The following is a 12,470-nucleotide window of genomic DNA, read 5'->3' as shown; positions in this document are numbered from 1 at the left end:
TCATGTAAACAACGTGAGACTGAGCTCAACGCGTCAATATATTGAAAAATTCCTCGTTGATTGGCATCTCGGCTTTCACCCACTGAAATCCTTGCCACAGCGCGTCCTTGTAATGCAAGACCTCTTTGGTCTGTGCATCCGCGCCTTCGCCGCCGTTGGCGAAGCCTTGAAAAAGGGCATCGTTAGTGGTGACGATGTTTTCAATCTCGCTGGACAGCTTTGCTTCTTGCAATCCAAGCGCCTGGATTAATACACCTTGATTTGGCAACTGCCTGGCGGCGCCTTTCAGGTCGGCCAAGGCGGCGCGTGCCGCAATCGTCTGTTTGAGCACCGCCTTGGTCTCCAGCTTCGCAGGCGGAGGCAGCAAGGGCAGGTCGTTGAACGGCTTGTTCCGATCGAATGGCATGAGCGCCTTCCTACAAAATATCCGACGCCGTGTCGGCTTTCCACCGGCTAAAGCCGGGCGACTTCAACTGGATCGAACACGTTCGCAATCGATATCATACTAGTTCTCGCGAGGCGGGAGCGCCTCGGCGTGAAGAGGGCGACGCGGCAAGCTGGGAAGTGAGTGATGGGAAAACAGATGACAAAAAGCCCAGCTGATGAAGCTGGGCTTTTGCTGGAAAGACTGGTGCCGACTGCCGGTTTCGAACTGGCCACCTGATGATTACAAATCAACTGCTCTACCAAATGAGCTAAGTCGGCGAAACTTTTACAGCCGCGATTATACGCTATTTGATGCGCGTGAGCGTTGGACGGCCACCTTTTTTAGGCGGATCGTTGTTGTCGTCCGGACCCGGCGCGCTGGCCGGCACGCCCGTCGGCGCACTGTCCGATGCCGTCACCGGCACGCTCGACAGTCCCACCGGCGCCGGCTTGGACGGCGACGGCACGCTCGACAACGGGCTGTCGGTCGGCTGCCCGGCGGCGTTCTCGGATGCCGTGCTGCTCACTTCGAACGCCATCCCCTGGCCGTTCTCGTTGCCGTAGATCGCCAGTACATTTTGCACCGGTACGTAAATCTCGCGCGAGACGCCGCCGAAGCGGGCGTGGAACTGGATCGCTTCATTGTCCATCTTCAAGCCCGAGGTGGCGCCGAAGCTGATGTTGAGCACGATTTCGCCTTTTTTGACGAATTCCATCGGCACCGTCGTGGCGGCGTCGACCTTGACGGCGAGGTAGGGCGTGAACCCGTTGTCGGTGCACCACTCGTAAATGGCGCGCAGCAGGTAGGGCTTGGTTGAGATCTCGGACATGTTCTGTAATGGTGTGGTGCGACGCGTACACGCCAGTCTACTGCGATTCGCCCGCGCGCGGGCCAACTGGCGTGTACGGAAAGTTGCAGCTGGCGCCGGGGCGATCAGCGGCGCATGACTTTCTCGGACGGGGTCAGCGCTTCGATATAGGCCGGGCGCGAGAAAATCCGCTCGGCGTACTTCATCAGCGGCGCAGCCGTCTTCGACAGTTCGATGCCGTAGTGATCCAGGCGCCACAGCAGCGGGGCGACGGCCACGTCGAGCATCGAGAATTCGTCGCCGAGCATGTACTTGTTCTTCAGGAACAGCGGCGCGAGCGTGGTCAGGCGGTCGCGGATTTCGGCGCGGGCCTTGTCGTGGCTCTTGTCGTTGGCCTTGGCGCGCTCGCTCTCGAGCACATGCACATGGACGAACAATTCTTTTTCGAAGTTGAACAGCATCAGGCGCGCACGTGCGCGCATCAGCGGATCGGCCGGCATCAGTTGCGGATGCGGGAAGCGCTCGTCGATGTATTCGTTGATGATGTTCGATTCGTACAGGATCAGTTCGCGCTCGACCAGGATCGGCACCTGGCCGTACGGATTCATCGTCGAGATGTCTTCTGGCTTGTTAAACAGGTCCACATCGCGCACTTCGAAGTCCATGCCTTTTTCGAACAGGACCAGGCGGCAGCGTTGGGAGAACGGGCACGTGGTGCCGGAGTAGAGAACCATCATTTTTATAGTTCCTTAGAAACAAAGGGGGTGAAACGACGAGCGGATCACCCCGAAATGTACTCGCTGAATGACTCAGCGGGCAATGAATGAAGCGTGCAGCCTGCTTACTTGACTTCTTTCCAGAACGATGCGCTCAGGCGCCATGCGAACAGGGCGAAGATCGACATCAGGAACAAGACCCACACACCGAGGCTCTTGCGGGTGGCGGCGGCCGGCTCGGCCATCCACTCGAGGTAGGCCACCAGGTCGGCCGTCGCTTCGTCGAACTGGAGCGGGGTCATGCTGCCGGGCGTGACTTGCGTAAAGCCGGCGAACTTGTGTACGGTTTTGTTTGCATCATGCGGATCTTTGACCTCATCCATCTTGACGGTACGCACACCCTGCTGTTGCCACATGACGTGCGGCATGGCCACGTTCTCGACCACCAGATTGTTCCATCCGGTCGGACGGGTATCGTCCTTGTAGAAGGTACGCAGGTAGGTGTACAGGTAGTCGGGGCCGCTGCCGTGCGAGGAAGCCTTGGCGCGCGCGATCACCGACAGGTCGGGCGGTACCACGCCGAACCATTGCTTGGCGTCGGCCGGGCGCAGCGCGGTGGTCATCAGCGCGCCGACTTTTTCACCGGTAAACAGCAGGTTTTCCTTGATTTGCTCTTCCGTCAGACCCAGGTCTTTCAGGCGGTTGTAGCGCATCGAGGTAGCCGAGTGGCAGTTCAGGCAATGGTTGACGAACAGCTTGGCGCCGTTTTGCAGCGAGGAGAGGGTCGGACGCGCCGGCGCCTTGTCCAGCGGATGGGTGCCACCGCTGGCCAGCGCCAGGCCCGGCAGCAATGCCAGGATACCGATCAGTTTTTTCGGAAAATTCATGTAATGTCCTTTTGCTGTGATGTCGTCGATTAGTGCGGATGGAACGTCACACGTTTCGGCACGGGCTTGAAGGTGCCCATCGAGCTCCACCAAGGCATCAACATGAAGAAACCGAAGTACAACAGGGTACACACCTGCGACGCGGCCGTGTAGAAGGCGGTCGGCAGCTGGGTGCCGAGGTAGCCGAGGATCACGAACGACAGGCCGAACACGATGTAGACATACTTGTGCCAGTCGGGACGGTAGCGGATCGACTTGACCGGCGACTGGTCCAGCCACGGCAGGGCGGCGATGATCATCACCGACGAACCGAACAGCACCACGCCCCAGAATTTCGCATCGAGCACCTGCGGCAGCATGCCGATGATGACCAGCAGCGCGAAACCGGCGATGGCGGCCTTGACGATGAACGGCAGGCGCGTCTTGACCCAGATGAAGGCCACGTACAGGGCGATCGCACCCATCAGCACATACATGAAGTCGGCCGTGGTGGCGCGCAGCACCGAGTAGAACGGCGTGAAATACCAGGTCGGGGCGATGTGGGCCGGGGTCTTGAGCGAATCGGCCGGGATGAAGTTGTTGTACTCCAGGAAGTAGCCGCCCATTTCCGGGGCAAAGAACACCACCGCGCTGAAGATCAGCAGGAACACCGACACGCCGAACAGGTCGTGCGCCGAGTAGTAAGGATGGGACGGGATCGAATCGAGCGGATGGCCGTCCGGACCCAGGGTTTCCTTGACTTCGATACCGTCAGGATTGTTCGAACCGACTTCGTGCAGCGCGATCAGGTGGGCGGCAACCAGGCCCAGCAGAACCAGCGGAATCGCGATCACGTGGAAGGCGAAGAAGCGGTTCAGGGTGGCGTCCGACACCACGTAGTCGCCGCGGATCCACAGCGACAGGTCAGGGCCGATGAAAGGAATCGCACCGAACAGGTTGACGATCACCTGGGCGCCCCAGTACGACATCTGGCCCCATGGCAGCAGGTAGCCGAAGAAGGCTTCGGCCATCAGGCACAGGAAGATCGCAAAGCCGAACAGCCAGATCAGTTCGCGCGGTTTGCGGTAAGAACCGTACAGAAGGCCGCGCGTCATGTGCAGATAGACGATGATGAAGAAGGCCGAGGCGCCGGTCGAGTGCATGTAGCGCACCAGCCAGCCCCACGGTACTTCGCGCATGATGTATTCGACCGAACCGAAGGCCAGGTTGGCGTCCGGCTTGTAGTGCATGGTCAGGAAGATGCCGGTGACGATCTGTAATACCAGCACCAGCATCGCGAGCGAGCCGAAGATGTACCAGAAATTGAAGTTTTTCGGGGCGTAGTACTGGCCCCACTGGTCGTTCCACAGCTTGGTCAGGGGAAATCGGTCGTCCACCCAGCCCAGCGCCTTGTCGGCCACCGGCGCATTCGCGGGGAACTTGGTTTCTTTAAAAGCGGCCATGGTTATGCCTCGCCTTTCTCGTCTTTACCGATGATCAACTTGTCGCCCACGAACATATGGCGCGGCACTTCGAGGTTGTCCGGCGCCGGCTTGTTCTTGAACACGCGACCGGCCAGGTCGAAGGTCGAACCGTGGCAAGGGCACAGGAAGCCGCCGTGCCAGTCGTCCGGCAGGTTCGGCTGGGCGCCTTCGGTGAACTTCGAGGTTGGCGAGCAGCCCAGGTGCGAGCAGATGCCGACCGCGACCAGCAGTTCCGGCTTGATCGAACGGTGTTCATTGCGCGCGTACTCGGGCGTGAGCGCGTCGGGCGTGCGCTCCGACTTCGGATCGGCGACCGCGCCGTCGGTCTTCTTCAGCGAAGCGACCATTTCCGGCGAACGCTTGAGAATCCACACGGGCTTGCCGCGCCATTCCACGGTTTTCATTTCGCCGACCACCATGCCGGCAATATCCACTTCTACCGGCGCGCCAGCGGCTTTTGCCTTCTCCGACGGCTGGAATGTGCTTACCAAGGCTCCCGCCGTGGCCAAACCGACAACACCACCCGCCGCGCACGTAGCGGCGAGCATGACGCGTCGGCCCGGATCGACCTGCTTTTCGTTACTCATACCAACCCCAATCAGTCAAAATGCGAAATCTTAAAAAGCTACTTAGAGCTTCTAGCAACCTTAAATTATAAGGGAATAGGGGGGCGAGTTAAAGAAAAAATGTTGCTCGTGCGCCTGTCAAGAGCGAATCATCGCCAATTTGAAACGAATCTGCCGTCCGTTGCGCGCTTTTCGCGCCAGTCAGCCCTGTTTGCAGGACGATCGCGGTGCGCCGGACCGATGACACGGTTTGGTTTCTCATGCCGCTAAGGTATGATCCGGATGGCTGTTTCACAATTCTTTTGGGGGCGATAATGACGATGATGAGCGAGTTCCGGCAATTCGCGATGAAGGGCAATGTGGTCGACCTCGCCGTCGGCGTGATCATTGGTGGTGCTTTCGGCAAGATTGTCGATTCATTGGTGCAAGACATCATCATGCCGCCCATCGGCCGCCTGTTCGGCGGGCTCGATTTTGCCAATTATTATCTGCCTTTGAACAAGCAGGCCATGAACCTGACCCTGGTCGAAGCCAAGAAGGCCGGCGCGGTACTCGCCTACGGTAACTTCCTGACCATCCTGCTCAATTTCATCATTCTTGCCTTCATCATCTTCCAGATGATCCGCCTGATGAACAAGCTGCGCCGCGCCGAGGAACCGCCGGCGGTGGCGGCCTCCCCGACCCCCGAAGACGTGCTGTTGCTGCGCGAAATACGCGATGCGCTGAAAAAATAGACAGGAGGGCGCGATGCGGCGCTTGTGGTTGTTGTTTGCCCAGGTGGTCACGATGGCACTGGCTTTGTATATGGTGGCCGCGGCCGTGCGCCCCGACTGGCTGGCGTGGCCCGCGCGCCGGCTTGAACCGGCCAAGGTCGCCGGCAACGTGCCGCTGTTGCAGGCGCCGGGCGCGGTCCCGGCCGCCGGCAGCTACCGCGACGCGGCCGCGCGCGCCATGCCGGCCGTGGTCAACATCCTCACCAGCAAGGATCGCGGGCGCGAGCATCCGCTGCTGAAAGACCCGTTCTTCCGCCGCTTTTTCGGCGACCGCCTGCCGCCCGAGGAGCAGCAGGCCAGCCTGGGCTCCGGCGTGATCGTCAGCCCGGACGGGGTCATCCTCACCAACAACCATGTCATCGAAGGCGCCGACCAGATCCAGGTGGTGCTGGCGGACGGGCGCAAGGCGCCCGCGCGCCTGGTCGGCAGCGACCCGGAGACCGACCTGGCGGTGATCCGCATCGATGTGCGCAAGCTGCCCGCGATCGTGCTCGGCGACGATGCGGCGGTGCGCGTGGGCGACGTGGTGCTGGCCATCGGCAACCCGTTCGGGGTCGGCCAGACGGTTACCCTGGGCATCGTGTCCGCGCTCGGGCGCAACAACCTGCACATCAACCAGTTCGAAAACTTCATCCAGACCGACGCCGCGATTAACTTCGGCAACTCGGGCGGGGCCCTGGTCGATACCAAGGGCCACCTGCTCGGCATCAATTCGGCCATCTATTCGCAAAGCGGCGGCTCGGTCGGGATCGGCTTCGCGATTCCCGTCACCACCGCCAAAACGGTGCTCGACGCCATCCTGCGCGACGGCGCCGTGGTGCGCGGCTGGATCGGCATCGAAACCCAGGAGATCACGCCCGAGCTGGCGGACAGCTTCGGGCTCGAGCGGCAAAGCGGCACCATCATCGCCGGCGTGGTGCGCAACGGCCCGGCCGACCGCGCCGGGCTGCGTCCGGGCGACATCTTGCTGGCCGTCGACGGCAAGGACGCCGGCAGCACCACCAACACGCTGAACCTGATTGCGCAGCTGGCGCCGGGCGGCAAGGCTACAATGACCGTGATGCGCAAGAATCGCCCGGCAACGGTCGACGTCACCGTCGGCAAGCGCCCGCGTCCGCAGTAATCCGCCTTCGCTCTTCTTGTTTTACCTTTTCTTCCGGACCCACAATGCATTTGCGCGACCTGACGCAGTTTCTGAACGAATTAAGCGAAAATAACAACCGTCCCTGGTTCATCATGAACAAACCGCGCTACGATATCTTGCGCGAAGAATTCCTGGCCGTCGTGACCGAACTGATCCGCGAACTGAGCAAGTTCGATCAGCAGGTGGCGGCCTGCAATCCCAAGAAAGCGATGTTCCGCATCAACCGCGACATCCGCTTTGCCAACGACAAGCGCCCGTACAAGACGCGCTTCTCGGCCGGCATCACGCCCAAGGATTTGCGGCGGCCAAGCGCCGGCGGCGGCTCCACCTACTATTTCCAGATCGAAGGCAACGGCAAATTGCAGTTCGGGGTTGGCGAATACCTGCCGCCGGCGCCGCGCCTGAAGGCAATTCGTGAACACATTGTCAACGATGCGACAGGATTTGCCAAAGTACTGAAGAATAAACAATTGCGCGCCACCTACGGCGACCTGCTGGACGAAGACAAGCTGCAGCGTCCGCCCAAAGGCTTCGATCCGCAGCATGTGCATATCGCGTATTTGAAGCTGAAAAGCTTTTTTGTCTGGACCGGGATCGACCTGAAGATCAATCAACCGGACCAGCTGGTGCCCGACCTGGCGCGCGGATTCAAAGACGCCTTCGCGCTGGTGACGTGGTTGCGCAGCGTGGAGATGAGCGACACGGAAGAATAAAGGGAAACATCATGGCCTTACAACATGCCGCCTCGGGCGAACTGATTCCACTGCAACGCGGCGACGACGATATCGCCCATTTCACCTCGGTGGCGCTGGCCAAGACCGGGAACATGGAGCTGATCCGGCTGGTGCTGCCCAAGGACCGGGACATGCCGCTGCATAAGGTCGATGGCGAAATCACCTTGCTGTGCTTGCAGGGCGAGATCGTGTGCGATGCGCACGGCAAGAGCGTCGTGTTGCGTCCGGGCGAGATGCTGTACCTGCTCGGCGGCGTGCCGCACGGCTTGCGCGCGAACGACGATGCGGTGGCGCTGTTGACCATCTTGCTCACGTCCTGAAGCCTTGACCGTGGCAAGGAACAGCTTAAGATGATACTGAGCACATTTCTCCGGAGGATTCCGTGGACCGCCACCGTTTTTTGATACTCGCGCTGGCCGCGAGCGTACTCGGTCCAGGGGCCGCTGCCGCTGCCGAGACCAGGGACATGCACGTTTCCACCCTGGTCGGCAATGATCCGTCCGCCAGCATCGCCGAACTGGTCATGGCCGAAGCCTATCGCCGCATCGGCCGGGTGCTGGTGGTGCACAAGCTGCCGGGCGAACGCACCCTGATGATGGCCAACGAAGGCCGGATGGATGGCGAGCTGTACCGAAAGGTCGGCATGGAGCGGGAATATCCGAACCTGATGATCGTTCCCGTGCCCTTGCTGACCTATGAGATCGTCATCTTCACGCGCGGGACCGAGTTCACCGTCAACGGCTGGGAAAGCCTGCGGCCGTTCTCGATCGGCTATGTGCGCGGCATCAAGATCGTCAAGGAAAATACGGCGGGCATGAAGACCGAAGCGGTGCCGACCATGGAACAAGCCTTTCAGAAGCTGAGCATGGGACGCACCGATGTCGTGGTCGGCAACCGCTTGTCGGGACTGGCCGCCGCCGAGACCCTCAAGATCGACGATGTGCGCGCGCTCTCGCCCGCGCTGGCCTCGTTCCCGGTGTACCACTACGTGAACAAGCACCACGCCGCGCTGGTGCCGGCACTGGCGGCGGCCCTGCAGGCGATGAAGGCGGACAAGACCATCGAAAAACTGCAGAAACAGGGCGCGCGCGGCGCACCGCCCTGAGCTCCGGCGGCGCCGGCCCGCTCGCCTGACCCTTCAGCTCAATTCATCGCGCGGATCGCGCGCCAGCAACTGCGCCAGCATCGCCTGGGGCGTGTCGCCATCGAACAGCACGCCGGCCACCGCATTGGTGATCGGCATGTCCACTCCCAGCGTGCGCGCCAGCGCGCGTACCGCTTTCGCGCACGGCACGCCTTCGGCCACATGCCCGAGCTCGGCCACGATGGTGTCGAGCGCCTTGCCTTGCGCCAGGCCCAGGCCCACGCGGCGGTTGCGCGACAGGTCGCCGGTGCAGGTCAGGATCAGGTCGCCCATCCCGGTCAATCCCATGAAGGTGGCCGGAATGCCGCCCAGCGCCGTGCCCAGCCGCGTAATTTCGGCCAGCCCGCGCGTGATCAGGGCCGCGCGCGCATTCAGGCCCAGCCCCAGACCGTCGGCCACGCCGGTGGCGATCGCCAGCACATTCTTGACCGCGCCGCCCACTTCCACGCCGACCAGATCGTCGCAGGCATACACGCGGATAGGGCCGCCATGCACCGTGGACACCACCCGCTCGCGCAGCATGTCCGAGCGCGACGCGACCGTCAGCGCGCACGGCAGGCCGCGCGCCACTTCCTGCGCGAACGACGGTCCCGACAGCGCGGCGCCGGCCACCCCGGCGCCCAGCACCTGCTGCACCACCTGGTGCGGCAACAGGCCGGTATCGCCCTCGAAGCCCTTGCAAAGCCAGACGATATGCGATATTGCGTGGGTTTGCAGTTGCAGCAAGAGCGGGCGCAGGCCGGCCACCGGGCAGGCCGCGATCAGCAGCGGCGCCTCGTCCTCGGGCGTGCCGTGTACGTGCGCCAGGGCGGCGTCGATATCGGCCGTGACTTGCAAGCCGGGCGCAAACGCGCAGCCGGGCAGGTAGGCGCGGTTCTCGCGCGCTTGCGCCATGGCGTCCATGGCGCCGCCATTGCGGCCCCACATCAGCACATCATGGCGCGCCGCCAGGGCAATCGCCACGGCGGTGCCCCAGGCTCCGGCGCCCAACACGGTAATCTTGCGGGGTGAAACCTTGTGCGTGCTGGTCGGCATGGGGCTCAGATGCCCCACACGTCGGCAGCGCGCATATAGCCGGTGATGCCGTCACGATGACGGACTTTGACCCAGCTTGACGCCGGCGCATCGAGCAGTTCCAGCAGCACGCCCTTGTCGGCGGTCATCACCGGATTGGCGTCGGCCTCGGCCGCGCTACGCACTTTGGCGTTGGCGCTGCGCACCACCAGGGTGCGGCGCGGGCTGAGCGACTTGGCTTCGGCCCAGGCCAGGTCGCCGCTGACGTCGCGCAGCTTGACCCATTCGCCATAGGTGAGCACGACTTCGACCGGCATGCCGCGCGGCGCGATGAACAGCCGGGTGCCTTTCAGCGAGGGCGCGTCATACAGGATCAGGCTGGCCGCGCCGACGCTCTTGAATTCGAGCGCGTGCGCCGAGGCCGAGGCCAGCACGAATGCGGCACTGAGGAGAAAACGGGGAATTGTCATTGCGTGGCCTTCGCCGTGAGAGTGCAGGGTGGCGGCCGCGGCGACGGAGATCCGTGCCCGGACAGGACCCGCGCGCAACTGCTGCGCGCGGGCGGCCTGGCCCACCCTGCGGTCGTACTTAGTGTGCTGCGGTGTCCGCTGGGGCAGCGGCGGCTGCATCAGCCAGCGCCTGACGACGCTGCTGGTAGAACACTTCGAAATTGATCTCTGCCAGATGCACAGGCGGGAAGCCGGCACGGGTGATCACGTCGGCGATATTGCCGCGCAGGTAAGGGTAAACAATGTTCGGGCAGCCGATTCCCAGCAGGGGATCCATCTGGTCCGCAGGAATGTTGCGCGCTTCGAAGATACCAGCTTGCTTGCCTTCAACCAGGAACGCAACCTTGTCCTTGACCTTGGCGGTCACGGTGATGGTGACGGTCGACTCGTAGATGCCGTCGGCGATGGCTTCGGCGCCAACGTCCAGCGACACTTCGATCGACGGCGCTTCTTGCTCGAGGAAGATGGCTGGGGAATTCGGCTGTTCCAGCGACATGTCTTTCAGGTAGACGCGTTGGATTTGGAATACGGGTTGCAGATTTTCGTCAGACATGGAACGCTTTCGTTGAGAAATTAACAGAACGGCGACACGCCGTTCCCTCTGTGCTTGGACTTCAAACGCGACGGCAATTGTAGCAAAATCATACGACTTGAAATAGTTTTGCGCAATCGATTAGCGGTAATCCGGGACTATATGCCGATCAACGCCCTTTTAACAAGGGATCGAGGCGTCCTTGTTGATCGAGCGCATACAAGTCATCGAAACCGCCGACGTGCGTTTCGCCCACGTAAATCTGGGGCACGGTGCGGCGGCCGGTCTTGGTCATCATGACCGTTTTTTGTTCCGGGTCGAGGTCGACCCGGATTTTCTCGATGTCGGTCACGCCCTTCGCTTCGAGCAGGCGCTCGGCGCGTACGCAGTACGGGCAGGCGGCGGTATGGTAGAGCACTACATGGGCTGTCATGGTGTTTCCTTTCTCACTTTGCAATCGGCAAGCCAGCGGCTTGCCATGCGGTCTGGCCACCATCGAGGCTGAACACATCGGTAAAACCGGCGCCTTCGAGGATCTTGATGGCCTTGTCGGCGCGCGCGCCGGTCTGGCACACGACGATCACGGTTTTGCTTTTCGCCTTGTCGAGCTCGGCGATGCGGGACGACAAGTCTGCCAGCGGAATGTTTTTCGCGTCGCGCAAATGCCCGATTGCAAATTCTTCAGCCGTGCGCACGTCCACCAGCACGGTCTTGCCGCGGTTGATGAGCTGGGTCACCTGCAGCGAAGAAGCACGTTTGCCGCGTGGTTGCAGCGCCGGCCAGAGCAGGGCGCCGCCCGACAGCACGACGATGCTGACGATAAAAATATGGTCAATAATGAATTTCACGGGGTTCCAATGGTTTAGGACAATCCCCGCATTATAAAATAGAAGCCGGATCTGCTATAACTTAGCCTTTGGCGCAGCAGTAACAGGCTGTGGCGCTCACCATTTTCGCATCGCACCCCTTTTCCTCACTCTTCTGAAAAACTTGCTTATGTACAAAATTGTCTTCATGCGCCACGGCGAATCCACCTGGAACCTCGAGAACCGCTTCACCGGCTGGACCGACGTCGACCTGACCGAAAAAGGCGTGCGCGAAGCGCGCAGCGCCGGCAAGGTGTTGAAAGATGCGGGTTTTACCTTCGACGTCGCCTACACCTCGGTGCTCAAGCGCGCCATCCGCACCTTGTGGCTGGCGCTCGACGACATGGACATGATGTGGCTGCCGGTCAAGAACGACTGGCGCCTCAACGAGCGCCACTACGGCGCCCTGCAGGGCCTGGACAAGGGCGAAACCGCCGCCAAGTACGGCGACGCCCAGGTGCTGGTCTGGCGCCGCAGCTACGACACCCCGCCGCCGGCGCTGGAAGCGTCCGACCAGCGCACCTCGTTCAACGATCCGCGCTACGCCGGCGTGCCGAAAGACAGCATTCCCCTGACCGAATGCCTGAAAGACACCGTGGCGCGCGTGATGCCGGTGTGGGATGAAGAAATCGCCCCGGCCATCCGCGCCGGCAAGAAAATCCTGATCTCGGCCCACGGCAACAGCTTGCGCGCCCTGATCAAAATGCTCGACGGCATCAGCGACGAGGACATCGTCGGCCTCAACATCCCCAACGGCCAGCCGCTGGTGTACGAGCTCGACGCCGACCTGAAACCGGTCCGTCACTATTACCTGGGCGACCAGGACGCCATCGCCGCCGCCGTCGCGGCGGTCGCCAACCAAGGGAAGGCCAAGTAAGTTTTGTCTT

17 protein-coding genes and 1 tRNA gene are annotated in these 12,470 nt (G+C 61.7%); 6 read left to right on the top strand and 12 right to left on the bottom strand.

The window, feature by feature from the left end:
* Positions 1 to 25: 25 nt before the first annotated feature.
* The 7 genes from F1735_RS06945 to petA form a co-directional block, all read right to left on the bottom strand.
* Positions 26 to 406: a Fic/DOC family N-terminal domain-containing protein gene (locus tag F1735_RS06945; RefSeq protein WP_167236248.1), complete on the bottom strand. Its 381-nt coding sequence runs from the start codon at positions 404 to 406 to the stop codon at positions 26 to 28.
* A gap of 223 nt (positions 407 to 629) precedes the next feature.
* A tRNA-Thr gene (locus F1735_RS06940) sits at positions 630 to 705 on the bottom strand.
* Positions 706 to 731: 26 nt separating this feature from the next.
* Complete coding sequence (locus F1735_RS06935) at positions 732 to 1,256, bottom strand: ClpXP protease specificity-enhancing factor (RefSeq protein WP_167236247.1); 525 nt, start codon at positions 1,254 to 1,256, stop codon at positions 732 to 734.
* A 104-nt stretch (positions 1,257 to 1,360) separates the two neighbouring features.
* Entirely contained in the window at positions 1,361 to 1,972 is a 612-nt protein-coding gene (locus tag F1735_RS06930) for a glutathione S-transferase N-terminal domain-containing protein (protein WP_054265664.1), read from the bottom strand.
* A 104-nt stretch (positions 1,973 to 2,076) separates the two neighbouring features.
* Positions 2,077 to 2,838 (bottom strand): cytochrome c1, encoded by a 762-nt coding sequence (locus tag F1735_RS06925; protein WP_167236246.1) that lies wholly within the window; start codon positions 2,836 to 2,838, stop codon positions 2,077 to 2,079.
* Between the two features lie 29 nt (positions 2,839 to 2,867).
* Positions 2,868 to 4,280, bottom strand: coding sequence for a cytochrome b (locus F1735_RS06920; RefSeq protein WP_167236245.1), 1,413 nt, complete (start codon positions 4,278 to 4,280; stop codon positions 2,868 to 2,870).
* 2 nt (positions 4,281 to 4,282) lie between these two features.
* Positions 4,283 to 4,888, bottom strand: a complete 606-nt coding sequence (gene petA, locus F1735_RS06915) for a ubiquinol-cytochrome c reductase iron-sulfur subunit (RefSeq protein ID WP_166892092.1) — start codon at positions 4,886 to 4,888, stop codon at positions 4,283 to 4,285.
* A gap of 293 nt (positions 4,889 to 5,181) precedes the next feature.
* Between petA and mscL the strand changes: the two genes are divergently transcribed.
* The 5 genes from mscL to F1735_RS06890 all read left to right on the top strand — a co-directional run bounded on the left by mscL (position 5,182) and on the right by F1735_RS06890 (position 8,623).
* Entirely contained in the window at positions 5,182 to 5,601 is a 420-nt protein-coding gene (mscL, locus tag F1735_RS06910; RefSeq protein ID WP_308626842.1) for a large conductance mechanosensitive channel protein MscL, read from the top strand.
* Positions 5,602 to 5,614: 13 nt separating this feature from the next.
* A complete protein-coding gene (locus tag F1735_RS06905) occupies positions 5,615 to 6,763 on the top strand; it encodes a Do family serine endopeptidase (RefSeq protein ID WP_167236244.1) in 1,149 nt (382 codons plus the stop codon).
* A 44-nt stretch (positions 6,764 to 6,807) separates the two neighbouring features.
* A complete protein-coding gene (locus tag F1735_RS06900; RefSeq protein WP_167236243.1) occupies positions 6,808 to 7,497 on the top strand; it encodes a DUF2461 domain-containing protein in 690 nt (229 codons plus the stop codon).
* Between the two features lie 11 nt (positions 7,498 to 7,508).
* A complete protein-coding gene (locus tag F1735_RS06895; protein WP_167236242.1) occupies positions 7,509 to 7,838 on the top strand; it encodes a cupin domain-containing protein in 330 nt (109 codons plus the stop codon).
* Between the two features lie 62 nt (positions 7,839 to 7,900).
* Positions 7,901 to 8,623: an ABC transporter substrate-binding protein gene (locus tag F1735_RS06890; RefSeq protein ID WP_373888482.1), complete on the top strand. Its 723-nt coding sequence runs from the start codon at positions 7,901 to 7,903 to the stop codon at positions 8,621 to 8,623.
* A gap of 33 nt (positions 8,624 to 8,656) precedes the next feature.
* On the opposite strand, the gene F1735_RS06885 is transcribed toward F1735_RS06890, so the two are convergent.
* The 5 genes from F1735_RS06885 to F1735_RS06865 all read right to left on the bottom strand — a co-directional run bounded on the left by F1735_RS06885 (position 8,657) and on the right by F1735_RS06865 (position 11,565).
* Complete coding sequence (locus tag F1735_RS06885; protein ID WP_167236241.1) at positions 8,657 to 9,697, bottom strand: NAD(P)H-dependent glycerol-3-phosphate dehydrogenase; 1,041 nt, start codon at positions 9,695 to 9,697, stop codon at positions 8,657 to 8,659.
* Positions 9,698 to 9,702: 5 nt separating this feature from the next.
* Positions 9,703 to 10,146, bottom strand: coding sequence for an SH3 domain-containing protein (locus F1735_RS06880; protein WP_167236240.1), 444 nt, complete (start codon positions 10,144 to 10,146; stop codon positions 9,703 to 9,705).
* 118 nt (positions 10,147 to 10,264) lie between these two features.
* Entirely contained in the window at positions 10,265 to 10,738 is a 474-nt protein-coding gene (gene secB, locus F1735_RS06875) for a protein-export chaperone SecB (protein ID WP_166892068.1), read from the bottom strand.
* Between the two features lie 148 nt (positions 10,739 to 10,886).
* Positions 10,887 to 11,150, bottom strand: a complete 264-nt coding sequence (gene grxC / locus F1735_RS06870) for a glutaredoxin 3 (RefSeq protein ID WP_167236239.1) — start codon at positions 11,148 to 11,150, stop codon at positions 10,887 to 10,889.
* A 13-nt stretch (positions 11,151 to 11,163) separates the two neighbouring features.
* Entirely contained in the window at positions 11,164 to 11,565 is a 402-nt protein-coding gene (locus F1735_RS06865) for a rhodanese-like domain-containing protein (RefSeq protein WP_167236238.1), read from the bottom strand.
* A 148-nt stretch (positions 11,566 to 11,713) separates the two neighbouring features.
* On the opposite strand from F1735_RS06865, the gene gpmA reads away from it, so the two are divergent.
* Complete coding sequence (gpmA, locus tag F1735_RS06860; RefSeq protein ID WP_167236237.1) at positions 11,714 to 12,460, top strand: 2,3-diphosphoglycerate-dependent phosphoglycerate mutase; 747 nt, start codon at positions 11,714 to 11,716, stop codon at positions 12,458 to 12,460.
* Positions 12,461 to 12,470 lie beyond the last annotated feature (10 nt).

It is taken from the genome of Massilia genomosp. 1, from assembly GCF_011682185.1.
Lineage (GTDB): Bacteria > Pseudomonadota > Gammaproteobacteria > Burkholderiales > Burkholderiaceae_D > Telluria_A > Telluria_A rubra.
The sequence above is the reverse complement of the archived record's forward strand: the minus strand, read 5'-3'. Positions and strand labels throughout refer to the sequence as shown.

Bases quoted from the DNA above. Each gene is read 5' to 3' on its own strand.
- F1735_RS06905 (WP_167236244.1), top strand. From the start codon at position 5,615: ATGCGGCGCTTGTGGTTGTTGTTTGCCCAGGTGGTCACGATGGCACTG.
- F1735_RS06945 (WP_167236248.1), bottom strand. From the start codon at position 406: ATGCCATTCGATCGGAACAAGCCGTTCAACGACCTGCCCTTGCTGCCT.
- F1735_RS06920 (WP_167236245.1), bottom strand. From the start codon at position 4,280: ATGGCCGCTTTTAAAGAAACCAAGTTCCCCGCGAATGCGCCGGTGGCC.
- secB (WP_166892068.1), bottom strand. From the start codon at position 10,738: ATGTCTGACGAAAATCTGCAACCCGTATTCCAAATCCAACGCGTCTAC.
- mscL (WP_308626842.1), top strand. From the start codon at position 5,182: ATGACGATGATGAGCGAGTTCCGGCAATTCGCGATGAAGGGCAATGTG.
- F1735_RS06885 (WP_167236241.1), bottom strand. From the start codon at position 9,697: ATGCCGACCAGCACGCACAAGGTTTCACCCCGCAAGATTACCGTGTTG.
- F1735_RS06935 (WP_167236247.1), bottom strand. From the start codon at position 1,256: ATGTCCGAGATCTCAACCAAGCCCTACCTGCTGCGCGCCATTTACGAG.
- F1735_RS06900 (WP_167236243.1), top strand. From the start codon at position 6,808: ATGCATTTGCGCGACCTGACGCAGTTTCTGAACGAATTAAGCGAAAAT.
- F1735_RS06895 (WP_167236242.1), top strand. From the start codon at position 7,509: ATGGCCTTACAACATGCCGCCTCGGGCGAACTGATTCCACTGCAACGC.
- F1735_RS06930 (WP_054265664.1), bottom strand. From the start codon at position 1,972: ATGATGGTTCTCTACTCCGGCACCACGTGCCCGTTCTCCCAACGCTGC.
- F1735_RS06880 (WP_167236240.1), bottom strand. From the start codon at position 10,146: ATGACAATTCCCCGTTTTCTCCTCAGTGCCGCATTCGTGCTGGCCTCG.
- petA (WP_166892092.1), bottom strand. From the start codon at position 4,888: ATGAGTAACGAAAAGCAGGTCGATCCGGGCCGACGCGTCATGCTCGCC.
- grxC (WP_167236239.1), bottom strand. From the start codon at position 11,150: ATGACAGCCCATGTAGTGCTCTACCATACCGCCGCCTGCCCGTACTGC.
- gpmA (WP_167236237.1), top strand. From the start codon at position 11,714: ATGTACAAAATTGTCTTCATGCGCCACGGCGAATCCACCTGGAACCTC.
- F1735_RS06925 (WP_167236246.1), bottom strand. From the start codon at position 2,838: ATGAATTTTCCGAAAAAACTGATCGGTATCCTGGCATTGCTGCCGGGC.